This is a genomic window from Variovorax davisae (assembly GCF_030316845.1).
GTDB classification, from domain to species: domain Bacteria; phylum Pseudomonadota; class Gammaproteobacteria; order Burkholderiales; family Burkholderiaceae_C; genus Variovorax; species Variovorax davisae.
Window position 1 is genome coordinate 227,103 of the sequence record NZ_JASZYS010000002.1, and the last position, 25,425, is coordinate 252,527.

A 25,425-nucleotide genomic window follows, 5' to 3' on the forward strand; every position below is an offset into this window, starting at 1 on the left:
GGTCCGGCTGACAAACGCCTGTCACATCCGCTGCCGATGATCGACGGGCTTCGCGCACCGTCGTGCGCTGTTCTCCCGTGTCCCGATAGGAATTTCCCATGCTGCGTCGTACCTTCCAATCCCTCCTGCCTGTCGTGCTGCTCGGCCTTGGCGCCGGCGCCGTCGCGCAAGGCCGCACCGAGCTCCTGGTCTACACCGCGCTCGAGGCCGACCAGGTGCAGGCCTACAAGGCGGCCTTCGAAAAGGACAACCCCTCGATCCAGCTCAAGTTCGTGCGCGACTCCACCGGGATCGTGACCGCCAAGCTGCTGGCCGAGAAGGCGAATCCGCAGGCCGACGTGGTCTGGGGCCTGGCCGCCACCTCGCTGATGCTGCTCGACAAGGAAGGCATGCTGCAGCCCTACGCGCCGAAGGGCCTCGAGGCCATCAAGCCGACCATGCGCGACAGCGCCAACCCGCCCAAGTGGGTCGGCATGGACGTCTGGTCGTCGGCGATCTGCTTCAACACCACCGAGGCGCAGAAGAAGAACCTGCCCAAGCCGACCAGCTGGGCCGACCTGACCCACCCGGTCTACAAGGGCCAGATCACGATGCCGAACCCGGCCGCCTCGGGCACCGGCTACCTCATGGTGTCGGGCTGGATCCAGATGATGGGCGAAGACAAGGCGTGGAAGTACATGGACGCGCTGCACCAGAACATCGGCATCTACAGCCAGTCCGGCAGCAAGCCCTGCCGCCAGGCCGGCGCCGGCGAGTTCGCGCTCGGCATGTCCTTCGAATACCGCGCCAACAAGACCAAGCGCGACGGCGCGCCGATCGACATCGTGCTGCCGAAGGAAGGCCTGGGCTGGGACATGGAGGCCACCGGCGTCATGAAGACGACCAGGAAGCCGGAAGCCGCGAAGGCGCTGGCCGACTGGGCGGTCACGAAGCAGGCCAACGAGCTCTATGCCAAGAACTTCGCGGTGCTGGCGCTGCCGGGCATCCAGGAGAAGCTGGAATTCGTGCCGGGCGACGTCGAGAAGCTGCTGGCCAGGAACGACTTCGACTGGGCCGCCGCCAACCGCGACCGCATCCTGGCCGAGTGGTCGAAGCGCTACGAGTCGAAGTCGGAAAAAAAGGCGCCGCCGCAGTAAGACCCGGCGCATGACGTCCTATCTTTCCCTGCGTGGCGTCGGCAAGTCCTTCGGTGCCAGCCGCGTGCTGGACGGCATCGACCTCGATGTCGAGCCCGGCGAGTTCGTCTGCCTGCTCGGGCCCTCGGGCTGCGGCAAGACCACGCTGCTGCGGATCGTCTGCGGCATCGAGCGCGCGGACCGCGGCCAACTGCTGCTGAACGGCCAGGACATCGCGGGCCTGCCGCCGGCGGCGCGCGGCTTCGGCGTGGTGTTCCAGTCCTATGCCCTGTTCCCCAATCTCACGGCGGCGCAGAACATCGCCTACGGCCTGCATCCGACCGGCGCGCTGGCGCGCGAGATGGCCAAGCGCTCGCGCGAGATGCTCGACCTGGTCGGCCTCGCCGCCCATGCCGACAAGTATCCGGTGCAGCTGTCGGGCGGGCAGCAGCAGCGCGTGGCCCTGGCCCGCGCGCTGGCGCCCAACCCGCGGCTGCTGCTGCTCGACGAGCCGCTGTCGGCGCTCGACGCGCAGGTGCGGGCCAGCCTGCGCGGCGAGATCCGCGCGCTGCAGAAGCGGCTGGGCATCGTCACGATCATGGTCACGCACGACCAGGAGGAGGCGCTGTCGATGGCCGACCGGGTGGTGCTGATGCACGACGGCCGCATCGAGCAGGCCGGCACGCCCGGCGAGCTCTACCACCGCCCGCGCACCCGTTTCGTCGCCAGCTTCGTCGGCCGCATGAACATGCTCCCCGCCACCGTGCTGGCCGGCGACCGCGTGCGGGTGCGCGACAGCGAGCTGCAATGCGCGCCCGGCGCGCTGCAGGTGGGCGCGCAGGCCACCGTCGGCATCCGGCCCGAGCAGGTGGTGGTGCGTCGCTTCGGCGACGGGCTGGGCGCCAACAGCTTCGCGGCCCGGCTGCTCGACACCGAGTTCCTCGGCAACCGGACCGCCGCCCGACTGGCCTGCGAGCCGCTGGGGATCGAGATCGAGGCCGAACTGCCGGCCGACCACCGGGTCGGCGAGGCGCTGGTGCCCAGCAGCATGGTGCACATCGAGCTGCCGCAGCACGCGCTGTCGGTGCTGGCGCGTTGAAGGCGCTCGACCGCGAGCGCTGGCTCACGGGGGCCGGCCTCGGGCTCGCGCTCGCCACCCTGGTGGTGATCGTCGCGCTGCCGGTGGCCGCGCTGGTGGGCCAGAGCTTCTTCAACCATGCGGGGGCCTTCGTCGGGCTGGCCAACTTCGCCCGCTACCTCGACAACCCGGCGCTGGTGCAGTCGGCCTTCAACAGCGTCTGGCTGGCCGCGCTGAGTGCCGTGCTGTGCACCGCGATCGCCTACGTCTACGCCTATGCGCTCACCCTCTCGTGCATGCGCGGCAAGGGCCTGCTGCGCGCGGTCGCGCTGCTGCCGCTGCTGGCGCCTTCGCTGCTGCCGGCGATCAGCCTGATCTACCTGTTCGGCAACCAGGGCCTCTTCAAGGACTGGCTGGGCGGCCTGTCGATCTACGGCCCGCTGGGCATCGTGCTCGGCTCGGTGTTCTGGACCCTGCCGCATGCGCTGCTGATCCTCACCACCGCGATGGCGACCTCCGACGGCCGGCTCTACGAGGCGGCGCAGACGCTCGGCGCCTCGCGCTGGCGGATCTTCCGCACGGTCACCCTGCCGGCCTCGCGCTACGGGCTGATCGTGGCCTGCATGGTGGTCTTCGTGCTGGTCATCACCGACTTCGGCGTGCCCAAGGTGGTGGGCGGCCAGACCGGCGTGCTGGCGACCGACATCTACAAGCAGGTGGTCGGGCAGCAGAACTTCCAGATGGGTGCGGTGGTCGGCTTCGTGCTCCTGATCCCGGCCGTGCTGTCGTTCGCGGTCGAGCGCCGGGTGCGGCGGCGCCAGGCGGCCGCGATGTCGGCCCGGGCGACCCCGCACCGGCCGGAGCCCGTGGCGCTGCGCGACCGCGTGCTGCTCGGCGTCTGCCTGCTGATCGCCGCGGCCATCCTCGTGATGATCGGGATGGCGGTGTTCGCATCGCTCGCCACCTACTGGCCCTACAAACTGGCGCCGTCGCTCAAGAACTACGACTTCAGCAACATGGATGGCGGCGGCTGGGGCAGCTATGTCAACTCGCTGAAGCTCGGGCTGGGCGCCGCGGCGGCCGGCGCGGCCGCCACCTTCCTGTCGGCCTACCTGGTGGAGAAGCCGCGCCACTTCGGCCTCTTGCGCGAGGCGCTGAACCTGCTGGCCAACCTGCCGCTGGCGGTGCCCGGTCTGGTGCTGGGCGTGGGCTACATCTTCTTCTTCAATGCACCCTCGAATCCGCTCAACGGGCTCTACGGCGGCATGGCGATCCTGATCGTCTGCACCGTGGCGCATTTCTTCTCGGTCGCCCACCTGACCTCGCTCACCGCGCTGCGCCAGCTCGACCGCGAATACGAGCTGGTCGCGGAGTCGATGGGCGTGCCGTTCTGGCGCACGCTGTGGCGCGTGCACCTGCCGGTGGCGCTGCCCACGGTGCTGCAGGTCGGCGGCTACTTCTTCGTCAACGCGATGACCACCGTCTCGGCGGTGGTGTTCCTGTATTCGCCCCAGACCACGCTGGCCGCGATCGCGGTGCTGAACATGGACGACGCCGGCGACGTGGCGCCGGCGGCGGCGATGGCCTCGCTGATCATGCTCACCGCGGCCATCGGCCGCGGGCTGTTCGCGCTGGCCGGGCGTGCGGTGCTGGCGCGGACCGAGGGTTGGCGCAGCCGCTAGCGCGGGTTGCTGATGCCGCTGCTCACGTGCCCCGAGGGCACATGGCGCGCCGCCGCGTCGACGTGGCCGGTCTGGTCGTCGAAGAAGAAGTCGGGCTCGAACTCGCGCAGGAACTCGCCCTTGGGCAGGCCGCCCAGGAACATGGCCTCGTCGACCTTGATGTTCCAGTTCATCAGCGTGCGGATCGCGCGTTCGTGGGCTGGCGCGCTGCGCGCCGTGACCAGCGCGGTGCGGATGCGCATGTCGGGGCTGCCGGCCTGCTGCAGCCGGTGCAGCGCCGCCAGCAGCGGCTTGAACGGTCCTTCGGGCAGCGGCAGCGCGGCCTTGGAGGACTCGTGCAACTGGAAGGCGTCGAGCCCCTCGGCCTGGAACACCCGCTCTGCCTCGTCGCTGAACAGCACCGCATCACCGTCGAAGGCGATGCGCACCTCGTTCGGATAGGCATCGCTCGCCCGCACCGACTCGACCAGCACGCGGGCCGCGGGAAAGCCCGCTACCAGCGCCTCGCGCACGTCCTCGGCATTGACCGAGAGGAACAGGTGGGCGCGCAGCGGCCGCAGGTAGCCGAAGGGCGGCCGGCCCTGCGTGAAGACGCCGCGCTGCAGCGAGATGCCATTGGCCACCCCGGAGCGGAACACCCGCATGCCCGACACCGGGTCGTTGCGCGACAGGATCACGACCTCGACCCGCTGCTGGCCAGCTTCGTTGAAGCGCAGCAGCTTGCGCACCAGCGAATAGGCGATGCCCGGCTGGGCGGGGACGTCGAGCCGTTCGAGCTGCAGCTTCATGTAGCCCGCGTCGTCGCCCGATTCGAAGATCCGGTTCTCTTCCTCGAGGTTGAACAGCGCGCGCGAGGAAATCGCCACCACCAGCTTGTCGTCGAGTGAGGCCGCCATGGCTACTTCACGAATTGATTCAGTTGAATGATCGGCATCAGCACCGCCAGCACGATCAGCATCACGACCCCGCCCATCGCCACGATCAGCAGCGGCTCCAGGATGGTGGCCAGGTGCATCGCGCGGCGCTGTACTTCGGCGCCCAGCTGGTTGGCGGCGCGCTGCAGCATCAGCGGCAGCGTGCCGGTCTGCTCGCCCAGGCGCGCGAACATCGAGACGATGCCGGGAAAGCGCTTCTTCTGCGCCAGCGCCGAGGCCAGCGGCGCGCCTTCGCGCACCAGCACCAGCGCATCCAGCGCATCGGCGCGCATGGCGCTGTTGCTGAGCGTCTCGGAGGCCGCCTGCAGCGCGCGCAGGATCGGCACGCCGGCGGTCGCCAGCATCGCCAGCGTGCTGGCGAAGCGCGCCGCGTTGTAGCCGCGCGCCAGCTTGCCGACCAGCGGCAGGTTGAGCCAGGCGGCGTCGAAGCGCTCGCGGATGGCGGGGCGCGCCAGGGCGACCCGGGCGCCGACGGCCGCGACCACGACCGCGACCAGCATCAGCCAGCCGTAGTTGCGAACGAAGGCGCTCAGCGCCAGCATCGCCACCGTGAGGATCGGCAGGGCCCGCTTGGTGCCGGCGAAGACGTTGGCCACCTGCGGCACCACGTAGCTGACCAGGAAGACCACGATCACGATCGCCACCAGGGTCACGATCGCCGGGTAGAGGGCGGCGCCGACCAGCTTCTGCTGCAGCGCCTGGCGCTGCTCCAGGTCGTCGGCCAGGCGCTCGAGCACCAGGCCCAGGTTGCCGCTCTGCTCGCCGGCGCCGATCACGGCGACGTAGATCGGCGAGAACTCGCGCGGGTGCTGCGACAGCGCCCGGCCGAAGGGCGCGCCGGCGTTGACCTCGGCCCGCAGCGAGGCGACCAGGTTGCGCTGCGCCTCGGTCTCGGCCTCGTCGGTCAGCGCGGTCAGCGCCCGTTCGAGCGACAGGCCGGAGGACACCAGCCCCGCGATCTGCCGCGTCCAGACCGCCAGCGTGGTCGAGTTGAAGATCCGCCCGCCGCCGTACAGCCGGCGCCAGCCTCCGACCTCGGGCACGCCGCTCTCGACGCTGCCGACCACCGTCACCGACAGCGGGATCAGGGCCTGGGCGCGCAGCATCCCGCGTGCGCTGCGGGCCGTGTCGGCCTCCAGCACGCCCTTGCGGGCCAGGCCCTGGGCGTCGATGGCTTCGAAGGAATAGGCGGGCATCGGGCGTCAGTCGCGGGTCACGCGCAGCAGTTCGGCGCGCGAGCTGATGCCGGCCTGGACCAGCCGTTCGCCATCCTCGCGCATCGAGCGCAGGCCGCCGCGCTCGGCCGCCACGAAGAGCTGGCTCTCGGGGGCGCGGTTGTGGATCAGCGACTGCACGGTCTCGTCGGCCACCAGCAGCTCGAAGATGCCGGTGCGGCCCTGGTAGCCGGTGTGGCCGCAGGCCTCGCAGCCCACGGGCTGGGCCTCGTGGCCGGCGGCCGGCGCACACACCGGGCACAGCTTGCGCACCAGCCGCTGGGCCAGCACGCCCAGCAGCGAGGAACTCAGCAGGAAGGGCTCCACGCCCATGTCGGTCAGGCGCGTGACGGCGCTGACCGAGTCGTTGGTGTGCAGCGTGGCCAGCACCAGGTGGCCGGTGAGCGAAGCCTGGATCGCGATCTGCGCGGTCTCGAAGTCGCGGATCTCGCCGATCATGATCACGTCCGGGTCCTGGCGCAGGATGGCCCGCAGCGCCTTGGCGAAGGTCAGGTCGATCTTGGCGTTGACCTGGGTCTGGCCGACGCCGTGCAGCTCGTACTCGATCGGGTCCTCGACCGTCATGATGTTGCTGCTGCTGGCGTCGAGCCGGCTGAGCGCGGCGTACAGCGTGGTGGTCTTGCCGGAGCCGGTCGGGCCGGTGACCAGGATGATGCCGTGCGGCTGGCCGATCAGGTGTTCGAAGCGCGCCAGCGTGTCGCCCAGCATGCCCACCGACTCGAGCGTCAGCTTGCTCTCGGACTTGTCGAGCAGCCGCAGCACCGCCCGTTCGCCGTGTGCCGAGGGCAGGGTCGAGACCCGCACGTCGACCGCGCGGGTGCCGATGCGCAAGGAGATGCGGCCGTCCTGCGGCAGGCGCTTCTCGGCGATGTCGAGGTCGGCCATGATCTTCAGCCGCGAGATCAGCGCGGCATGCAGGGCGCGGTTGGGCTGCACCACCTCGCGCAGCGAACCGTCGATGCGAAAGCGCACCGACGAGGTCCGCTCATAGGGTTCGATGTGGATGTCGCTCGCGCCGTCGCGCGCGGCCTGCGTGAGCAGGGCATTGAGCATCCGGATGATCGGCGCGTCGCCGGCCGATTCGAGCAAGTCCTCGACCGCCGGCAGCTCCTGCATCATGCGCGAGAGGTCGGCGTCGCCCTGCACTTCGCTCACCACCGCGGCCGCATTGGATTCGCCCTGCGCATAAGCGGTGCTGATGCGCTTGGCGAGCTGGTCGGGCGGGAGCGGCTCGAAGGTCTTCACCTGGAACTTGCGCAGCACCTCGCCGAGCGCGCTGCGCGGCGGCACCGCCGGCATCCAGAGCGTCAGGTTGCCGTCGTCCGTTTCTTCGAGCAGCAGTTGCTGGCTGCGCGCGAAAGCGTAGGGAAGTGGGTAGCGCATCGGTGCTCTTGGCGTCGTTACGGCAATTCGCGGGAGGTCGAGGGGTCGGCCGTCGCCGGCAGGGCGCCCTTGAGCGGCGACGGCGCGAGCCGCGTCGACGTCGGTGTGGGCGGCGGGATGAGCACCGTACCCTCGAACGCGCCACCGCCACCGCCACCGCCACGGCCGCTGCTGGTCGGGCGGACGGGCGGCAGCGGCAGCACGCCGGCGTCGGGCACGTTGTCCAGCATGAGGTTGCCGCCTTCGGGCTGCCCTTGCTGCTGGGCGCTTTGAATCATCTGGTAGCGATCGTAGGCCAGGCTCTCGGTGGCAGCGCCGTCGCGCACCACCACCGGGCGCAGGAACATCATCAGGTTGACCTTCTCGCGGGAGCGGGTCTCGTTCTTGAACAGATTCCCCAGGATCGGGATGTCGCCGGCGAGCGGGACCTTCTCCAGGCTGTTGCTGTAGTTGTCCGACAGGAGGCCACCCAGCATGACGAGGCCGCCGTCTTCGACCAGTACGCTCGATTCGATCGAGCGCTTGTTCGTCGTCGGGCCGTTGATCGCGTTCTCCGTCCCTGCCTGCACCGTCGATGTTTCCTGGAAGACGACCATCTTGATGGTGCCGCTCTCGTTGATCTGGGGGCGCACCCGCAAGGTCAGGCCGACGTCCTTGCGCTCGATGGTCTGGAACGGGTTGACCGAGCCGTTCGAGGCGCCCGTGTTGGTGAACTGGCCGGTGACGAAGGGCACGTTCTGGCCGATCACGATCTTGGCCTCCTCGTTGTCGAGGGTCAACAGGTTCGGCTTCGAGAGCAGGTTGCCTTCCTTGTTCTGGGCGAGGAAGTTGGCGATCGCGTTGATCACGTAGCCGCCGGAGGTCTGGCGTCCGATGCCGATGTTCATGCCCGTGCCGAGGGTCGTCAGCGCCGCCGTGGTGCCGGTGGCGAGCGCCGCGGTCAGCGCCAGGATGTTCGCGCCGGTGAGGCTGGAGTTGGTGCCGATGACGCCGCGGTTGCCGACCGCGGTTTGCCACTGGACGCCGAACTCGGCGGCCCGGGTGGCGCTGACCTCGACGATCAGGGCTTCGATCATGACCTGCGCGCGCCGGCCGTCGAGCTTGTCGATGACCGCGCGGAGCTGCCGGTACTGGGGTTCCGAGGCCGTGATGATGAGCGAGTTGGTCGAAGGGTCGGCCTGGATCTGGCCGCCGGTCGACGGCTGGTTCGCGTTGTTGACCGGCGTGGTCGCCGCGGTGCTCGCGCCGGTGTTCTGCTGGTTGGCGCCCAGTTGCGGCGCCACCTGCGAAGTGCCGCCCTGTGCCGTGCTGCCGGTGGCGCCGGTGCCCGAGCCGCCGCGCGCCTCGGCCGAGATCGCCGCCCGCAGGGTGGTGGCCAGGCGCACCGCGTCGGCGTTCTTGAGGTAGACCACGTAGACGTTGCCGGCCGCGCCGTTGCCGGTGTCGATCGCCGGGCGGTCCAGCTTGTCGATCAGCGTGCGCACCAGCTGGGCGCGTGCCGGATTGGCCGCCCGCACGATGATCGCGTTGCCGCGTGGCTCGGCCAGCAGCGTGGTGCGGAACGAGGCGTCGGCCTGGCCCGGCGCCGCCCCGGCGCCGGGGGTGGTGCTGCCGCCTTCCATCAGCCGCGTCACCAGCGGCACCATGTCGGTCGCCACCGAGTACTTCAGCTGGATCACCTCGATGTCGGAGGCGTTCGGCACGTCGAGCGCGGCCACGATGCGGGCCAGCCGGCGCATGTTCTCGGCGTAGTCGGTGATCACCAGCGAGTTGTTGCCGGGGTTCACGTTGATCGTGTTGTTGGGCGCGATCAGCGGCCGCAGCACCGGCAACAGGTTGTTGGCCGACTCGTAGTTGAGCTTGAAGATCTGGGTGACGATCTGGTTGCCGCTGAGGCTGGACCCGACGGGCGTCGAGGTCGTCACGGTGCTGCTCTGCAGCTTGGCGTCGGCTTCGGGCACCACCTTGTAGAGGCCGTCGGCCTGCACGATCGCGAAGCCCTGCAGCCGCAGCGCGGCGGCGAACTGGTTGAAGGCCGCGGCCGGTTCGATGGCGCGGTCGGTCTGCAGCGTGATGGTGCCCTTGACGCGCGGGTCGACCACCACGTCGCGCCCGGTCACGACGGCCATGGTGCGCGCCACCGATTCGATCTCGGCATTGCTGAAGTTCAGCGTGATCGGCTCGCCGCGCCGCAGCACGTCCTGGGCGAAGGCGGAAGGAATGCAGGCCGCGATCAGCATCTGCGCGGCGAGCGCGAGGGTGCCGAGGCGGACGCCGGAAGAAGACTTTGGCTTCGTCATGGTCAACCCAGTGTGATGAGGGAGCGCGCGCCGTCGCGTCGTCCGATGATGTTCAACAAGTTCGAAAGCGCGTCTTCGCGGCCCGGCGCAGCGCTGGCCTCGCCGTCGAAGCGCATCGTCGTGCCGTTCCAGCGGCCGCTGCCGCTCAGTTGCAGGCTGCCTTCGCGGGTGGTCAGCAGCAGCGAAGGCACCGGCCCGCCTTCGAGGGCGATCCGGTAGCTGCCCATCGGCTTCAGGGTCGACAGGCTGGAAGAGATGTCGGTGGCGTCGAGCGTCGCCCGGCCGGCCAAGGTCAGCTTGGGGCCGCTCCAGCGCAGCACCAGCGCCTGCATCGAGAGGTCGAGCGCCCCCTCGAGCTTGAGCGTGTTCCAGGGCGCGCCGAAACCGGCCAGCATCGCCGCCGGCCAGCGTGACTGGCCGTCGCGCCACTCGAGCTCGACGCCGTCGGCGCGCGGGCGGCCCTTGAATTCGAGCGGCTTGGCCGCGCAGCAGGGCAGGTCGAGCGTGGCGGTGATGCCGTCCCAGCGCGGACGCAGGGTCCAGCCCAGCTGGCCGGGCAGCGAGATCGATTCGGCGCCGCCCGCCCCGCTCGAGAACACGACGCCGGCGCTGCCGTTCCAGAGCGTGCCGCGCGCATTGATCAATTGCAGGTGGCCGTCGCTCCATTGCGCCAGGCCGGCCGCGAGCCAGCGCGCCGGCGCGAACACGGCCAACGCGAGGGCCACGCCGATGCACGCGCCGAGCACGGCCCAGCGCCAGCCGGCGCCGGACGCTTGGGGGGTGGACGGAGTTGCCATGCGCGCTCTCAGCGGGCCGGCAGGCCCATGACCAGGGTGCCGTCCCAGCGCGGGCGGGGCGGGCCGGCCGGCGCGGCGGGGGGCGGCGGCGCTGCCCCGGGGCCGGCGGGGCCGCCCTGCGGGGCGCTGCTGCGCGTCAGGTGCACTTCGCGCGGCACCGCGCGTGCATTGCCGCGCGCCTGCGTGAGCAGCTGCGCGAGGGCGTCGGCCGGCGCGGCGCGCAGCGCGATGGTGGCGTTCTCGCCGGCCCCGGCGGATTGAAGCTGGGCGTTCGGCCCGAGGTTCTCGCGCACCGAGGCCTCGAGGGCGCGCATCGCATCGTCGCGGCTGGCGCGGGGCTGCGACTGCAGGGCCTTGGCCTGCTGCTGCAAGGCGGTCATCTGCTGCAGCTGCGCATCGAGCTTCGCATGCTCCGCCGGGGCGGCGGACAAGGTGCCCAGGGCCGGCGCCAGCGCCACCCACCAGACCAGCGCCAGGCCCACCAGCGCGGCCGCGCTCGCGACCAGGCGCTGTTCGCGCGGCGCGAGTTCGGGCCACCAGGCCTGCCACCGCGCGCCGAGGGCTTCGAGCCACTTCATCGCTGTGCCTCCGCCTGCACCAGCAGCAGGTCGCTCTCGGTGCGCGCGCTGTAGCCGCGCGAGGACAGCGCGGTCTTCACGCTGGCGAACTCCGTGGCCGGCAGACCGAGCCCGCGCAGGCGCAGCTGGCCGGCGCTGAAATCGATCGCCGTGGGCACGCGGCCCGGCGGCAGGCTGGCGGCCAGCGCGACCAGCATCGGTTCGAGGTCGGACGGCGTGACGCCGCCGGTGGCCTGTTGCAGGGCCGCGACCTCGCGCGCCATCTGCACCGGCGCATCGACCACCAGCTTGACCGCGGGGAAGGTCTGGGTCAGCAGCGAGCGCACCGCGCCGCGCTTGGCGTCGAGCGCATTGCGCTCCTTCCAGGCCCAGGCGTTGAGCCCGACGAACTGCGCCAGCAGCAGGGCCAGCACGCCCCAGCGCGCCGCCCGCCAGCGGCGGCCGTACCACAGCGCGCGCGCCAGGGCCGCCACCTTCTTGCTGGCGCGGGCACGTCCCGTCGAGGCCAGGTCGAACTGCGCCAGATCCCAGGGCGAACGGCTGGCCTGCAGCCAGCGCTCGGCCGGCTTGACGATCGGCACCCGGCGCCCGAGCACGGCTTCGGCCAGCTCGGCGACCGCGGGCTCGGCCAGTGCCGTGGTATCGGCGGGGAGCGGCCCGGCCAGCGCGACGCCGGCGGCGTCGAGCGGCAGCGTGGCCACGCCCTCGGTGCCGCAGACGATGCACAGCGCCGCGTCCGGGTCGCCGATCGCGAACACCATCGGCGGGCTGCCGGCCGGCTGGGGCGCGAACTCCGGAACGATCCGGGTCACGCGCCGGCCCGCGGCCTCCAGCGCCTGCACGGCGCTGCGCAGCCAGATGCGGTTGCAGGCCGCCACCCAGACCGGCACCGCCGCCCGGGCGCCGGGTTCGAGGGCGAAATGCAGCGATTCGGGATCGTCGAGCAGCCGGTCTTCGAGCAGGCCGTTGAGCACCGAGCGCAGGCGCACCGCCCCGCTCATGCTGCCCTGGGGGAGGGTGACCTGGTGCCACGACAGCGCCGCGGCGGGGACGCCGAGGATCACCTCGTCGCTGCTCGGCAGCAGGGCCGGTGCGGCGCTGCCCTGCGAGCGCAGCTTGCGGCCATCGCTGGACCAGAGCGCCCAGCCGTACTCGCCGGCCGCCAGGCCGGAAACGAGAGGAATGGTTACAAGCAGCAAGGCCATGGACTGGGAGTGAAGGGTGATTGTAGGAGAGGGCTGCTTGGCGATGCTACTGAATTGATAGCATCTTATTCAGGTGCAACGGGCGCTGCGCCTATTTTTGACCCATTCGGTGACAGGTGGTGTGTTGTGTCAGGATCTGGCCGGTGGCGGCGTGGCGCCGGCGCCACGTTCCCGCCACACGATCCGGACGTCGATGCCGACCCGTTGCAGCAGGGTCTGTTCCTCGACCCAGGTCCGGTCGATGCGCAGGCGGGCCAGCACTTCGAAGTAGCCGGTCGACACGCCGTGCTGGTCCGGCGTGAACTGCGCCGAGCTCTGCTGGACCAGCGCGCCGGCGTCGGCCAGCGTCTTGAAATAGGACTGGGTGCGGGCCGCGACCAGGCGCTTGGCGCCGGCGAGGTCCAGGCTCGGCGTGCTGGCGAAGATGGCTTCGGCGCTGGCGGTGTTGAGGTTCAGCGGCGTCCGCGTCGGCAGCACCGTCACATAGGGTTCCAGCGCCGCGGCGGTGGCGGGCGACAGGCCGAGCCAGACCAGCTGGGCCGTGCGCTGGGGCACCAGGGGGCCGGTGGCGCTGCTGGTCACGGTGGTTTGCGCGGTGCTGCTGGCGGTCGTGGTCTGCGCGGCCGTGGTGCTGGCCGTGCTGCTCGTCGTACTCGTCGTGCTCGTGGTGGTCCCGGTGGTCGTGCTGGCCGCGGTGCTGGCTGTGGCCGGCAGCGCGCGTTGCAGGTTGGCGGTCATCAGCGCCAGCTCCTCGGCCGGCAGTCCCAGCAGCTGGAACAGCTTCTTGAACGCGTCCACCGACGTCTTGACCGGCTTGCCGGCGTCCACCAGGTTGAACGCGTTGAGCTTGGACTGGGCATCGATGATGCGGCCCGACAGGAAGGCCTCGGGCAGCCCTTCCAGTGCGTCGCTGGCGATGTTCTTGTCGGCCGCCAGGAAGGTGGTCAGCTTGGCCTCCTCGAGCGGGATCGCCCAGGGCTCGGCCAGGTAGTCCGCGGCCACGCCGCCGCTGCCGGCGGCCCGGGCGTCCTCGCGCAGGATCAGGCGCGACCAGTCGAGGGCGCCGACCAGCACCCAGGCGGCCTGCGTCCGGCCCCGCTCGGCGGCCTCGACCTCGGCCGCACGCCATTGCTGCCAGAGCGCGGCGGCGGCGAAGGTGGCGACCAGCGTGACGGTCAGCATGGCCGTGAGCAGCGCGGCGCCGGCCTGGCGTTTCAGCGGTGCCCTCATGACTTCGGCACCGTCAAGCTGGGCCGCACCCAGTCGCGGGTGACCAGGCCCGCGAGTGCCGGCCCCTGGGGCAGGGCCAGGGTCAGGCGCACGCCATCGGGCACCGGCGAGGTGGTGCCGAGCGCCTCGGCGCTGGTGGCCGGGGTCCAGGCGTCGTTGCGGAAGTAGGCGAGCTGCCAGCTGTCGAGCGGAATCAGGTCGACGTCCGCGCCGCCGGTGTTGTTGCCGCCGTCCGCCGCCCAGGCGGCGGCCTGGGCCCAGGCCTGCTGCCATTCGGCGCGGGTCGTGAAACCCTGCGATTGCCAGCGTCGCCAGTGGGTGCCGCCGGCGGGGTCCGGCCGCAGCGTCCAGGCGGCCACGAAGACCACCGGCGTCGCACTGTCGGTGCTGCGGCGCGTGAGCCGCAGCACGCGCCCATCCCAGTCGATCGCCGGGGTCTGCGACAGCGCCACGATGGCGTCGAGGTCGGCGCTCCACTGGGACAGCGTGGTCTGCAGCGTCAGCACGGCGTCGCCGCGCTCCCGGTTCAGCGCCTGGGCGCGTCCCATCGCGTCGAGGCCGCGCCAGCTCATCAAGGCCAGCAGCGCCATGGCGGCGATCGCCACCATCAGCTCGATCAGCGTGAAGCCGCGGGCCGGGCGCCTCATCAGTAGCGCCCCACCACCGTCGACAGCCGCAGCACCGGCGCGTCGAAGGCGTCGCGCACCTGGACGTCGACCCGGCGGAAGTTGGGATTCAGGGTCGCCGTGGTCGTCACGGTCACGCCGAAGCTCTGGTTGGCCTGGGTGCAGACACTGCCGGCATCGCCCACGGGCGGCATCTGCCGCGCCAGCCGGGCCTTGATCAGCTCGTTCTCGGCGCAGATCTGGGCCAGCATCACGTCCGACTGCCGCTGCGCGTTGCGCGTCAACGCCATCGTGGCCTGGGTGCCGGCCATCAGCGCGATGGCGACGATGCCGAGGGCGACCAGCACCTCGATCAGGGTGAAGCCGCGCGCGGCCCGGCGGGTTCGGGTCACGGCGCCACGACCGTGAAGGGGCGCAGGCCGTCGGTGCCGATGCGCAGGCTGCGTCCGGGCATGGCGTCGGCGCTCAGCAGCACCTGCTGCGCGGCGATGATCGGGTCGGGGCCCAGCTGCAGTGCGCCGGCGGCCCGGCCGTCGACACCGATCGGCTGGGCCGAGATGCCCCCGCTCAGCCAAGTCGTCGGCAGCGCGCCCGCCGGCAGGCCGTCGAAGCTGAAGTTGCCGGGCCCGTCGGGCGTGACGCGCCAGCGCACCGCAACGCCGCTGGCGCGCGACTGCGCCCGCGCCGATTCGAGCAGGGCGGCGAGCCGTTCGGCTTCGCGGTCGAGCGTGGCCTGGCCGGAGTCCCTGAGCGACAGCCCGACACCGGCGGTGGCCAGCGCGATGATCGCGATCACCACCAGCAGTTCGAGCAGCGTGAAACCGCTCGCGTCGGGCCGGCCGGGAGCGGATTGGCGGCAGCGCGCGCTACTGCCAGCTGCCGATGTCGGCATTCTTGCCTTCGCCACCGGGCTCGCCGTCGGCGCCGAGCGAAAACACGTCGATCTCGCCCTTGACGCCCGGATTCAGGTACTGGTAGGGGCGGCCCCAGGGGTCGTTCGGCAGCTTCTCGACGTAGGGCTTCCAGTTGGGCGCCGCCGGCCCGCTGGTGGGGCGCACCAGCAGCGCCTGCAGCCCCTGCTCGGCGCTCGGGTAGCGCTGGTTGTCGAGCCGGTACAGCTTGAGGGCCTGCATCAGGTTGTTGACATCGGTCTTGGCGGCGGTGACGCGGGCGTCGTCGGCCCGCTCGATCACGTTCGGCACGATCAGCGCGGCCAGCACGCCGATGATGACCAGCACCACCATCAGCTCGATCAAGGTGAAGCCGCGCTGGAGGGCGCGGGCGGGATAGCGGATGGAAATGGGCATGGAGGAATGATAATCCGGCCCCATGTCAGTCCCTTACGCCTCCCCGCGCTGGCCTTCGGCCACCGCCACGACCGCCCTCTGGGCATTGGCTGCCGCGAGCGTCGTGTTCTGGGGCCTGCGGCTGGCTGCGCCTGCCGACGCGCCGGCGCCGCCCCCGGTGGCCGGCACGCCGCAGGCGGCGCCGGACCCGGCCGCAGTGGCCCGGATGCTGGGCGCCGTGTCGACCCCCGCCGCGGCGGCGGCGACGCCGGAGGCCGCCAGCCGCTTCGCGCTCATGGGCGTGGTGGCCGATGCCGACCAGCGGGGGGTGGCGCTGATCGCCGTCGACGGCAAGCCGCCGCGGCCGTTCCGGGTCGGCGCCACGGTGGCCGACGGCTACGTGCTGCAGTCGCTCGAAGCCCGCGCCGCCGCCCTGGGCGCCAGCGCCGACGCGGCGCCCGCCTTCACGCTGCAGCTGCCGACGCGGCCGACGGCGGTCATGACCCCGCCTGCGCCCCTGCCGCCGCAGAACTAGATCAGGAAGAGCCGGTACACCGGATTGCTGGTTTCTTCCACGAACGGGTAGCCCAGCGTCTGGAGGAAGGCATCGAAGGCCTCGTGCTCGGCCGCGGGCACCTGCAGTCCGACCAGGATGCGCCCGTAGTCGGCCCCCTGGTTGCGGTAGTGGAACAGGCTGATGTTCCAGTTCGGCCGCAGCAGGCTCAAAAACTTCAGCAGGGCGCCGGGCCGCTCGGGGAAGACGAAGCGCAGCAGCCGCTCCTCTTGCGCCAGGCCGGTGCGGCCGCCCACCATGTGGCGGATGTGTTCCTTGGCGAGTTCGTCGTGGGTGAGGTCGATGGCGCCGAAGCCGTGCGCCACGAAGGTGTCGGCGATGGTGGTCGATTCGCCGCGCGCCGAGGTCGTCAGGCCGACGAACACATGGGCTTCCTTCGAGTCGCTGATGCGGTAGTTGAATTCGGTCACGTTGCGCGAGGCGCCGGGCAGCTGGCCGACCAGCTCGCAGAAACGGCGGAAGCTGCCGCGCTCCTCGGGGATCGTCACCGCGAACAGCGCCTCGCGCTCCTCGCCGACCTCGGCGCGCTCGGCGACGAAGCGCAGGCGGTCGAAGTTCATGTTGGCGCCGCAGAGGATCGCCGCATAGGTCTCGCCGCGCGTGCCGCGGGCCTCCACGTACTGCTTGATCGCCGCCACCGCGAGCGCACCGGCCGGCTCGACGATGCTGCGGGTGTCGATGAAGACGTCCTTGATGCCGGCGCAGACCGCGTCGGTGTCGACCGTGATGAATTCGTCCACCAACTCGCTCGAGATGCGGAAGGTCTCCTCGCCGACCAGCTTGACCGCCGTGCCGTCGGAAAACAGCCCGACGTCGGGCAGCGTCACCCGCTGGTGGGCGGCGACCGACTGCATCATCGCGTCCGAGTCGTTCATCTGCACGCCGATCACGCGAATCTCGGGCCGCAGCGCCTTGATGTAGTTGGCCACCCCCGAGATCAGGCCGCCGCCGCCGATGGCGACGAACACGGCGTGCAGCGGCCCCTGGTGCTGGCGCAGCATTTCCATGGCGATCGTGCCCTGGCCGGCGATCACGTCCGGGTCGTCGAACGGGTGCACGAAAGTGAGCCCGTGCAGCTTCTGCTGCTCGAGCGCATAACCGTAGGCGTCCGAATAGCTGTCGCCGTGCAGGTGGACCTCGCCGCCGAGCGCGCGCACGGCGTCGATCTTCAGTTGCGGCGTGGTCACGGGCATCACCACCACGGCCCGCGCCCCGAGCTTGCGCGCGCCCAGCGCCACCCCCTGTGCATGGTTGCCGGCCGAGGCGCAGATCACGCCGGCGGCGAGCTGCTCGGCGCTCAGCTGCGCCATCTTGTTGTAGGCCCCGCGCAGCTTGAAGCTGAAGACCGGCTGCTGGTCCTCGCGCTTGAGCAGCACGGTGTTGCCGAGCCGGGCGCTCAGGGCGCGGGCCGGTTCGAGCGCCGATTCGACCGCCACGTCGTAGACGCGCGCGGTCAGGATCTTCTTGAGGTAATCGGCAGGGGTGAGGGGCGGGGTCGGGGAAGACATAGGGCCGCGATCATAGGCCTCGCCGATGCGCTGGCCCGACCCCAAGAAAAAAGCCCCGGGCCTTGCGGCTCGGGGCTAAATCCACCAATTGGGAGGGTGGAGGAGACAACCGGTGCACATATGTCGATGTGCGATGAAATAAAGTATATCGGTTGATTGCTGCAATGCAACACGCCCGTTGCTTATTTTGAACACTAAATCACGTCGTACGGCGCTTTCCTTGCCCGTGCGGCGATTTTTCGGAGCTGAAGATGGAATGCACAGTGAGTTGGACCGGCAATGCCGGCACCCGATCGGCGATGGGCTTCGTCGCCGAGACCGGCAGCGGCCATGTCCTGATGATGGATGGCGCGCCGGATGCCGCCAAGCCCGAGAACGGCGGCCAGAACCTGGCCGCCCGGCCGATGGAGACGGTGCTGGCCGGAACCGGCGGCTGCACGGCCTATGACGTCGTGCACATCCTCAAGCGCGGCCGGCACCAGGTCGAGCGCTGCAGTGTCAAGCTGACCAGCGAGCGGGCCGAGAAAGACCCGAAGGTCTTCACCAAGATCCACATGCACTTCACGGTGGCCGGCAAGGGCATTCCGGCGGCGGCGGTCGAGCGTGCGATCGCCCTGAGCCACGACACCTACTGCTCGGCCACCATCATGCTGGCGAAAACAGCGGAGATCACCACCAGCTTCGACCTGGTGGAGGCCTGATTCAGATCCGGTGGGCGACCGTGGTCATGACGCGGGACGCCATCCGCATCAACGCCTTGGCCGGCGCCGGCAGCTCCTCGGCCCCGGCGTTCCACGCCTGCGCGGCGTGACGGGCTTCGTCCAGCTTCATCTGCTCGACCACGGCGCGCGAGGCGGTGTCGGCCGCCGGCAGGCGGTCGAGATGGCCGTCGAGGTGGGCTTCGACCTGGCGCTCGGTCTCGGCCACGAAGCCCAGGCTGGTCGCATCACCGAAGCGGCCCGCCACCAGTCCGAGCCCGAATGCGCCCGCATACCAGAGCGGATTCAGGACCGAGGCGTGGCTCCCCAGCTCGTCGATCCGCTGCCGGGTCCAGGCCAGGTGATCGGTTTCCTCGCGCGCCGCCGCTTCGAAGTGCCGCCGCAGGGCAGGGTCCCGCGTGACCGCCGCCTGGGCGGTATAGAGTGCCTGCGCGCACACCTCCCCGACATGGTTGACCCGCATCAGGGCGCCGGCCTCGCGCCGCTCGGCCTCGCTCAGGCTGCCGCCAGCCACCCCGGGCGCGGGCAGCGCCCGCGTCGCATGCGGCTTGGCAAAAAGTGTTCGCAGCGCCGCGTCGGCCGCGCCCAGGACGGAGTCAAGCGTTCGGTTCATGAAGTGATTGGAACCGATATACAAAATGTCACATGCCGGGGCCTCAAACGTTCCACATCATGAAGCGGAGAAGCAGGCGAAAGCTTTGTTGCACCGCTGCAACGAAACGCCGCGCCCTGCCGCGTTTTCGGGCGATTTGCTTTGCCCTCCCGAAGCGGCTCTGGTGCAATAGCGACAACTTCCCAAAAGGAGGTTGGCCCGGGGTCCGGTGGGAGCACTAAGTGCCAGTCACGGTGAGCCCTTCGCACCGGAGCCCTATGTTTAACCTTGGAGAAACTTGCAATGAAAAAATCTCTAGTTGCCCTGGCTGCTCTGGCTGTTGCCGGTATTGCCTCGGCTCAGTCGTCGGTCACCCTGTTCGGTGTGGTTGACGCGACCATCAGCGGCTTCTCGAACAAGTCGGAAAACGTTTTTGGTAACAGCGTGACGACCAGCCAGACCGTGCTGCGCAACTCCGGCTACAACTCCAGCCGTCTGGGCTTCCGTGGTACGGAAGACCTCGGTGGTGGTCTGGCAGCTAGCTTCTGGCTCGAAGGCGCTTTGAACAACGACGACGGCACCGGTACTGCTACCGGCGGCGGCCAAAACTGGCAGCGTCGTTCGACCGTCAGCCTGTCTGGCGCGTTCGGTGAAGTCCGCCTCGGCCGTGACTACACCCCGACGTTCTGGAACGACACCGTGTTCGATCCGTTCGGCACCAACGGCGTCGGCACCAACGTGATCTCGACCGCCAACGGCTACACGAACCCGGGCAGCGCTGCGCAAGGCTTCACCGCCAACACCACGTACGTCCGCGCCAGCAACTCGATCGGCTACTTCCTGCCGCCGAACCTGGGTGGTTTCTACGGTCAGGTGATGTACGCGTTCAACGAAAAGACGAGCTACGATCCGGCTGGCCTGACGCCTCCCGGCATCCCCGCCATCGTCGCCAACCCGGCTCTGGCCAACGTTGGCCTGAACGAACGCGCTGGTGGTTACGTCGGCGGCCGCATCGGCTACGCCAACGGCCCGCTGGACGTCGCTCTGGCTTACGCTCAAGCCACGGTTGGTTCGAACTACTACCTCGGTTCGACCACCAAGCTCGACACGATCAACCTGGGTGCTTCGTACGACTTCGGCGTCGTCAAGCTCTTCGGTGAATACTCGAACGCGAGCATCAAGCAAGACAACAGCTTCATCACTGTTGCCAACGCTTTCGGCATCCGCGAACCCAGCGCTGACGGCTACCTGCTCGGCGTGACCGTGCCGGTCGGCCCTGGCCTGATCCGCGCTGCCTGGTCGCACGTCGGCTACAAGGACACCCAGCCTGCTGGCCAAGTGTTCGGTCTGCCGGATCCCAAGGTTGACAAGTTCGCCCTCGGCTACGTGCACAACCTGTCGAAGCGCACGGCCCTGTACGCAACCGTCGCTTACCTGAAGAACAAGGACGGTGCTGACCTGACGGTTGGCGGCCCGAACTTCTACGCCCCGACGGCGACGACCCTGCCGCTGGTTGGCGCGCAAACGCCGAAGACCTCGACCGGCTACGACTTCGGTATCCGTCACGCTTTCTGATCTGACGCTGGCGCAAGCCAGCATCAATGGGAAGTCTTGAAAGCCACTCGACGAAAGTCGAGTGGCTTTTTTCATGGCCGAACCGGCGGCGCACCCCCGGGGAACTCCCCCTTGGGCACGCAGCTTGCTCTGCTAGCATCATTGGTCACCTTTGTTTCTGAATGATTGCTTTCGTACTGCGCCGCCTGATCCAGGCCGTGATCGTCATGGTCGCGGTCGCCTTCTTCGCCTTCCTCCTGTTCCAGTACGTGGGCGATCCGGTCGTCTTCCTGCTCGGGCAGGACGCCAAGCCCGAGCAGATCCGTGAACTGCGCGCCGCCTTGGGGCTCGACAAGCCCTTCTTCGTGCAGTTCTGGCACTTCCTGGTCAATGCGGCGCAGGGCGAGTTCGGCCTCAGCCTGCGGCAGGGCGCCAAGGTCTCGCGGCTGATCGGCGAGCGCTTCCCCGCAACGCTCGAACTGTCGCTGGTGGCCGCCGTGCTGGCCCTGGTCATCGGCATCCCGATGGGTGTCTACACGGCGCTGCGGCGCGGCACTTTCACCAGCCAAGTGTTCATGACGCTGTCGCTGGTCGGCGTCTCGCTGCCGACCTTCCTGATCGGCATCCTGCTGATCCTGGTGTTCGCGGTGCACCTCGGCTGGTTCCCGAGCTTCGGCCGCGGCGAGACGGTGCAGCTGGGCTGGTGGAGCACCGGCCTGCTGAAGTCCGACGGCTGGATGCACATCGTGCTGCCCGCGATCACGCTGGCGATCTTCCAGCTGACGCTGATCATGCGGCTGGTGCGCGCCGAGATGCTCGAAGTGCTGCGCGCCGACTACATCAAGTTCGCGCGGGCCCGGGGCCTGTCCGACCGCGCGATCCACTTCGGCCATGCGCTCAAGAACACGCTGGTGCCGGTGATGACCATCACCGGGCTGCAACTCGGCGGATTGATCGCGTTCTCGATCATCACCGAGTCGGTCTTCCAGTGGCCCGGCATGGGGCTGCTGTTCATCCAGGCCGTGACCTTCGCTGACATTCCCGTGATGGCTGCCTACCTGTGCCTGATCGCCCTGATCTTCGTCGTCATCAATCTCGTGGTCGACCTGCTCTATTTCGTGGTCGACCCGAGGTTGAGGATCAGCAACGCCGGAGGCCACTGAATGACTGAACCCCGACTGCAGGCGGCCGGCAGGCCCTTTGCGCACATCGCGCGCTTCCATCCCGAGCTGACCGCGTTCCGGCGCGACCTGCACACGCACCCCGAACTCGGCTTCGAAGAGGTCTATACCGCGGGCCGCGTCCACGAGGCGTTGAAGGCCTGCGGCGTGGACGAGATCCACACCGGGATCGGCAAGACCGGCGTGGTTGGCGTGATCCGCGGCCGGACCACGGCCAGCGGCCGCATGCTCGGCCTGCGCGCCGACATGGACGCCCTGCCGATGGCCGAGGACAACGACTTCGAGTGGCGCTCGGCCAAGCACGGCCTGATGCATGGCTGTGGCCATGACGGCCACACCGCGATGCTGGTCGGCGCGGCGCGCTACCTGGCCGAGACGCGCAACTTCGACGGCACCGCGGTGCTGATCTTCCAGCCCGGCGAGGAGGGCTTCGCCGGTGCCCGCGTGATGATCGAAGACGGCCTGTTCGACCGCTTCCCGGTCGACTCGGTCTACGCCATGCACAACTGGCCCGGCATGCCGGCCGGCACGGTCGGCATCAATCGCGGCGCGATGATGGCCGCGGCCGACCGCATCACGATCGAGGTCGCGGGCAAGGGCGGCCACGGCGCCCATGCCTACCTGACGGTCGACCCGGTGGTGGTGTCGGCCCACATCATCACGGCGGTGCAGAGCATCGTGTCGCGCAACGTGCGGCCGATCGATGCGGCGGTGGTCAGCATCTGCGCCGTGCACGCCGGCGACCTCGGCGCAATGAGCGTGGTGCCGGGCAAGGCGACATTGGTTGGCACCGTGCGCACCTTCAGCTCGCGCGTGCAGGAGCAGGTCGAGCGGCGCCTGGTCGAACTCTGCAGCGCGGTGGCCGCGGGCTTCGGCGCCACCGCCCAAGTCAAGTTCGAGCGCATCTATCCGGCCACCATCAACACCGCGCCCGAGGCCCAGTTCGCCGGCGACGTGGCGCAGGCCCTGGTGGGCGCGCACAACGTCGAGCGCAACATGGAGCCCAGCATGGGCGCGGAGGACTTCTCCTTCATGCTGCAGAAGAAGGCCGGCGCGTATCTGCGCATCGGCCAGGACGCCCGCGGCGGCGCCTTCCTGCACAACAGCCAGTACGACTTCAACGACGAGATTCTGCCGTTGGGCGCCGCCTTGCACGCGGGCCTGGTCGAGCAGGGCATGCCGCTGGCCGCCAAGGCCGGCACAACACAAAGCAGGACCGTCTCGACGGCCACCTGAGTCTTTCCAACCCGAGGAGTGCTTCCCATGAGTCTGAAGAAAAGCGTGGTCGCGGCCGCGATCCTGTCCGTGCTGGCGACTGCGAGCCTGATGGCCGGTGCCCAGACGATCCGCATCGCCAACCAGGGCGATGCGTTGTCGCTCGATCCGCACTCGCTCAACGAATCGCTGCAGCTCAGCGTCGCGGCCAACGTCTACGAGACCCTGACCGGCCGCAACAAGGACCTGAGCCTGGCGCCGCTGCTGGCCACCAGCTGGAAGCAGACCTCGCCCAACGTCTGGCGCTTCGAGCTGCGCAAGGGCGTGCAGTTCCACGACGGCACGCCGTTCAGCGCCGACGACGTGGTCTTCAGCTTCGCCCGCGCCAAGGGCGACGGCTCCGACATGAAGGCCACGCTGAGCGACATCAAGGAAGTCCGCAAGGTGGGCGACCTGGCGGTCGAGATCGAGACCAATGGCGCCTTCCCGATCCTGCCCGACGTGATCTCGCTGACCATGATCATGAGCAAGAAGTGGTGCGAGGAGAACGGCGCCGCCAAGCCGGTCGACAAGCGCAAGGGCATCGAGAACACCGCCTCGTTCAAGGCCAACGGCACCGGTCCGTTCCGCGTGCGCGAACGGCAGCCCGATGTGCGCACCGTGTTCACGCGCAACGCCAACTACTGGGGCAAGATCGAGGGCAACGCGCAGGAGATCGTCTTCACGCCGATCGCCAACCCGGCGACCCGCGTCGCCGCGCTGGTGTCGGGCCAGGTCGACGTGATGGAGCCGGTGCCGGTGCAGGACATCGCGCGCATCACGGCCAGCCCCAACGCCCGCGTCATCACCGGGCCCGAGCTGCGCACCATCTTCCTCGGCATGGACCAGAAGCGCGACGAGCTGCTCTATTCCAGCGTCAAGGGCAAGAACCCGTTCAAGGACAAGCGCGTGCGCCAGGCCTTCTTCCAGGCCATCGACATCGTCGGCATCCAGAAGACGGTGATGCGCGGCGCCTCGCGCCCGACCGCCTTGCTGGTCGGCCCGGGCGTCAACGGCTGGACCGAGCAGCAGGACAAGCGCCTGCCCTTCGACGTCGACGCCGCCAAGAAGCTCTTGACCGACGCGGGCTACCCGAACGGCTTCGAGGTCACGATGAACTGCCCGAACGACCGCTACGTGAACGACGGCCAGATCTGCCAGAGCGTGGCCTCCAACCTGGCGAAGATCGGCGTCAAGATCAACCTCGCGACCGAGACCAAGGGCACCTACTTCCCGAAGATCCTGCGCCGCGACACCAGCTTCTACCTGCTGGGCTGGACCCCGACCACCTACGACGCGCACAACGCTCTGTCGTCGCTCACCGCCTGCCCGGACGACAAGGGCACGGGCCAGTTCAACCTCGGCGCCTACTGCAATCCGAAGCTCGACGAGCTGACCAAGAAGATCCAGTCCGAAAGCGACAAGGGCAAGCGCGACGCCATGATCAAGGAAGCCTTCACGATCCACATGGACGACGTCGGCCACCTGCCGCTGCACCAGCAGTCGCTGGCCTGGGGCGTGAGCAAGAAGGTCGAGCTGACGCAGCTGGCCGACAACTTCATGTACTTCAAGTGGATGAGCATCAAGCCTTGAGCCATCGGACGGCCGCCGCGGGCCGCCTCCGGGCGACCCGCGGCGGCCTGATCGTTTCCGGCCATCAGCGCCTCCTTTTCGCTCCTCGATGAAAAAAACCTTAGCGCGCTGGCTCGACAGCGATGTCGGGCACAGCTTCCGCAACTCGCCGGTCGCCATGATGGCCGCCGTCGTCGCGTTCCTGTGCCTGTTCTGCGCGGTCTTCGCCGGCTGGGTGACGCCGCACAATCCCTTCGACCTGGCCACGCTGGAACTGGGCGATGCCCGCCTGCCGCCGGTCTGGAGCCCCGAGGGCTCCGCCAAATACCTGCTCGGCACCGACGACCAGGGCCGCGACATTCTCTCGGCCGTGATCTACGGCGCCCGCATCTCGCTGGTGGTGGGCATCGTCTCGGTGGTGCTGTCGGTGCTGGTCGGCGTGATGCTCGGCCTGCTCGCCGGTTTCTGGGGCGGCTGGCTCGATGCCTTCCTGATGCGGGTCTGCGACGTCATGCTGTCGTTCCCGCCGATCCTGATCGCGCTGCTGATGGCCGGCGTCGGCCGGGCGCTGTTTCCCGACGCGCCGACCTCGGTCGCCTTCGGCGTGCTGATCGTCGCCATCTCGCTGACCGGCTGGGTGCAGTACGCCCGCACCGTGCGCGGCTCGACGCTGGTCGAACGCAGCAAGGAGTACGTGCAGGCGGCGCGCGTGACCGGTGTTTCGCGCTGGCGCATCATGATGCGCCACGTGCTGCCGAACGTCATGGGGCCGGTGATGGTGCTGGCGACGATCCAGGTCGCGACCGCGATCATCACCGAAGCCACCCTGTCGTTCCTGGGCGTCGGCGTGCCGCCGACCTCGCCCTCGCTGGGCACCCTGATCCGGACCGGCAACGACTACCTGTTCTCGGGCGAATGGTGGATCACGGTGTTCCCGGGTTTGATGCTGGTGCTGATCTCGCTCAGCGTCAACCTGCTGGGCGACTGGCTGCGCGATGCGCTCAACCCGAGACTGCGCTGA

24 protein-coding genes are annotated in these 25,425 nt (G+C 69.4%); 10 read left to right on the top strand and 14 right to left on the bottom strand.

What is annotated here, in order from left to right; translation table 11 throughout:
- Positions 1-98: 98 nt before the first annotated feature.
- From QTI33_RS05335 to QTI33_RS05345, 3 genes are read left to right on the top strand one after another with little or no spacing between them, the layout of a single operon-like run.
- Positions 99-1,136, top strand: a complete 1,038-nt coding sequence (locus QTI33_RS05335) for a putative 2-aminoethylphosphonate ABC transporter substrate-binding protein (protein WP_286504746.1) — start codon at positions 99-101, stop codon at positions 1,134-1,136.
- A gap of 10 nt (positions 1,137-1,146) precedes the next feature.
- Positions 1,147-2,214 (top strand): ABC transporter ATP-binding protein, encoded by a 1,068-nt coding sequence (locus QTI33_RS05340; protein ID WP_286504747.1) that lies wholly within the window; start codon positions 1,147-1,149, stop codon positions 2,212-2,214.
- Positions 2,211-3,875, top strand: a complete 1,665-nt coding sequence (locus QTI33_RS05345; protein ID WP_286504748.1) for a putative 2-aminoethylphosphonate ABC transporter permease subunit — start codon at positions 2,211-2,213, stop codon at positions 3,873-3,875. The genes QTI33_RS05340 and QTI33_RS05345 overlap by 4 nt, the downstream gene beginning before the upstream one ends.
- On the opposite strand, the gene QTI33_RS05350 is transcribed toward QTI33_RS05345, so the two are convergent.
- From QTI33_RS05350 to gspG, 12 genes are all read right to left on the bottom strand, one after another.
- The gene (locus QTI33_RS05350) at positions 3,872-4,771 is read right to left on the bottom strand and encodes a 5'-nucleotidase (RefSeq protein WP_286504749.1); all 900 of its coding nucleotides are present in this window, start codon (positions 4,769-4,771) and stop codon (positions 3,872-3,874) included. The genes QTI33_RS05345 and QTI33_RS05350 overlap by 4 nt on opposite strands.
- 2 nt (positions 4,772-4,773) lie before the next feature.
- The gene (gene gspF / locus QTI33_RS05355) at positions 4,774-6,006 is read right to left on the bottom strand and encodes a type II secretion system inner membrane protein GspF (RefSeq protein ID WP_286504750.1); all 1,233 of its coding nucleotides are present in this window, start codon (positions 6,004-6,006) and stop codon (positions 4,774-4,776) included.
- A gap of 6 nt (positions 6,007-6,012) precedes the next feature.
- Positions 6,013-7,428, bottom strand: a complete 1,416-nt coding sequence (gene gspE, locus QTI33_RS05360; RefSeq protein ID WP_286504751.1) for a type II secretion system ATPase GspE — start codon at positions 7,426-7,428, stop codon at positions 6,013-6,015.
- 17 nt (positions 7,429-7,445) lie between these two features.
- Positions 7,446-9,728 carry a type II secretion system secretin GspD gene (gene gspD / locus QTI33_RS05365; protein ID WP_286504752.1) on the bottom strand — a complete coding sequence of 761 codons (2,283 nt, stop codon included), beginning with the start codon at positions 9,726-9,728 and terminating at the stop codon, positions 7,446-7,448.
- A gap of 2 nt (positions 9,729-9,730) precedes the next feature.
- Positions 9,731-10,525, bottom strand: a complete 795-nt coding sequence (gene gspN, locus QTI33_RS05370; protein WP_286504753.1) for a type II secretion system protein N — start codon at positions 10,523-10,525, stop codon at positions 9,731-9,733.
- 8 nt (positions 10,526-10,533) lie between these two features.
- Positions 10,534-11,103, bottom strand: a complete 570-nt coding sequence (locus tag QTI33_RS05375) for a type II secretion system protein M (RefSeq protein WP_286504754.1) — start codon at positions 11,101-11,103, stop codon at positions 10,534-10,536.
- Positions 11,100-12,308: a type II secretion system protein GspL gene (gspL, locus tag QTI33_RS05380; RefSeq protein ID WP_286504755.1), complete on the bottom strand. Its 1,209-nt coding sequence runs from the start codon at positions 12,306-12,308 to the stop codon at positions 11,100-11,102. Before gspL ends, QTI33_RS05375 begins: the two co-directional genes overlap by 4 nt.
- 129 nt (positions 12,309-12,437) lie before the next feature.
- Positions 12,438-13,538: a type II secretion system minor pseudopilin GspK gene (gene gspK / locus QTI33_RS05385; RefSeq protein ID WP_286504756.1), complete on the bottom strand. Its 1,101-nt coding sequence runs from the start codon at positions 13,536-13,538 to the stop codon at positions 12,438-12,440.
- Positions 13,535-14,185: a PulJ/GspJ family protein gene (locus QTI33_RS05390; protein WP_286504757.1), complete on the bottom strand. Its 651-nt coding sequence runs from the start codon at positions 14,183-14,185 to the stop codon at positions 13,535-13,537. Before QTI33_RS05390 ends, gspK begins: the two co-directional genes overlap by 4 nt.
- On the bottom strand, positions 14,185-14,556 hold the full coding sequence (gene gspI, locus QTI33_RS05395; protein WP_286504758.1) for a type II secretion system minor pseudopilin GspI: 372 nt from the start codon (positions 14,554-14,556) through the stop codon (positions 14,185-14,187). The genes QTI33_RS05390 and gspI overlap by 1 nt, the downstream gene beginning before the upstream one ends.
- Positions 14,553-15,056 (bottom strand): prepilin-type N-terminal cleavage/methylation domain-containing protein, encoded by a 504-nt coding sequence (locus tag QTI33_RS05400; protein WP_286504759.1) that lies wholly within the window; start codon positions 15,054-15,056, stop codon positions 14,553-14,555. Before QTI33_RS05400 ends, gspI begins: the two co-directional genes overlap by 4 nt.
- Positions 15,031-15,471 (bottom strand): type II secretion system major pseudopilin GspG, encoded by a 441-nt coding sequence (gene gspG, locus QTI33_RS05405; RefSeq protein ID WP_286504760.1) that lies wholly within the window; start codon positions 15,469-15,471, stop codon positions 15,031-15,033. Before gspG ends, QTI33_RS05400 begins: the two co-directional genes overlap by 26 nt.
- Before the next feature lie 22 nt (positions 15,472-15,493).
- Between gspG and QTI33_RS05410 the strand changes: the two genes are divergently transcribed.
- Positions 15,494-15,985: a type II secretion system protein N gene (locus QTI33_RS05410; protein ID WP_286504761.1), complete on the top strand. Its 492-nt coding sequence runs from the start codon at positions 15,494-15,496 to the stop codon at positions 15,983-15,985.
- Here QTI33_RS05410 and ilvA read toward each other — a convergent pair.
- Positions 15,982-17,532 carry a threonine ammonia-lyase, biosynthetic gene (gene ilvA, locus QTI33_RS05415; protein WP_286504762.1) on the bottom strand — a complete coding sequence of 517 codons (1,551 nt, stop codon included), beginning with the start codon at positions 17,530-17,532 and terminating at the stop codon, positions 15,982-15,984. The genes QTI33_RS05410 and ilvA overlap by 4 nt on opposite strands.
- 251 nt (positions 17,533-17,783) lie before the next feature.
- On the opposite strand from ilvA, the gene QTI33_RS05420 reads away from it, so the two are divergent.
- Positions 17,784-18,233, top strand: coding sequence for an OsmC family protein (locus QTI33_RS05420; RefSeq protein WP_286504763.1), 450 nt, complete (start codon positions 17,784-17,786; stop codon positions 18,231-18,233).
- 1 nt (position 18,234) lies between these two features.
- Here QTI33_RS05420 and coq7 read toward each other — a convergent pair whose 3' ends face one another.
- The gene (coq7, locus tag QTI33_RS05425) at positions 18,235-18,864 is read right to left on the bottom strand and encodes a 2-polyprenyl-3-methyl-6-methoxy-1,4-benzoquinone monooxygenase (RefSeq protein WP_286504764.1); all 630 of its coding nucleotides are present in this window, start codon (positions 18,862-18,864) and stop codon (positions 18,235-18,237) included.
- Between the two features lie 282 nt (positions 18,865-19,146).
- Between coq7 and QTI33_RS05430 the strand changes: the two genes are divergently transcribed.
- From QTI33_RS05430 to QTI33_RS05450, 5 genes are all read left to right on the top strand, one after another.
- The gene (locus QTI33_RS05430) at positions 19,147-20,418 is read left to right on the top strand and encodes a porin (protein WP_286504765.1); all 1,272 of its coding nucleotides are present in this window, start codon (positions 19,147-19,149) and stop codon (positions 20,416-20,418) included.
- 161 nt (positions 20,419-20,579) lie between these two features.
- Positions 20,580-21,560, top strand: coding sequence for an ABC transporter permease (locus tag QTI33_RS05435; protein WP_286504766.1), 981 nt, complete (start codon positions 20,580-20,582; stop codon positions 21,558-21,560).
- Positions 21,561-22,814, top strand: a complete 1,254-nt coding sequence (locus QTI33_RS05440; protein ID WP_286504767.1) for a M20 aminoacylase family protein — start codon at positions 21,561-21,563, stop codon at positions 22,812-22,814.
- A gap of 27 nt (positions 22,815-22,841) precedes the next feature.
- Positions 22,842-24,425: an ABC transporter substrate-binding protein gene (locus QTI33_RS05445; protein WP_286504768.1), complete on the top strand. Its 1,584-nt coding sequence runs from the start codon at positions 22,842-22,844 to the stop codon at positions 24,423-24,425.
- Positions 24,426-24,513: 88 nt separating this feature from the next.
- Positions 24,514-25,425, top strand: a complete 912-nt coding sequence (locus QTI33_RS05450; RefSeq protein ID WP_286504769.1) for an ABC transporter permease — start codon at positions 24,514-24,516, stop codon at positions 25,423-25,425.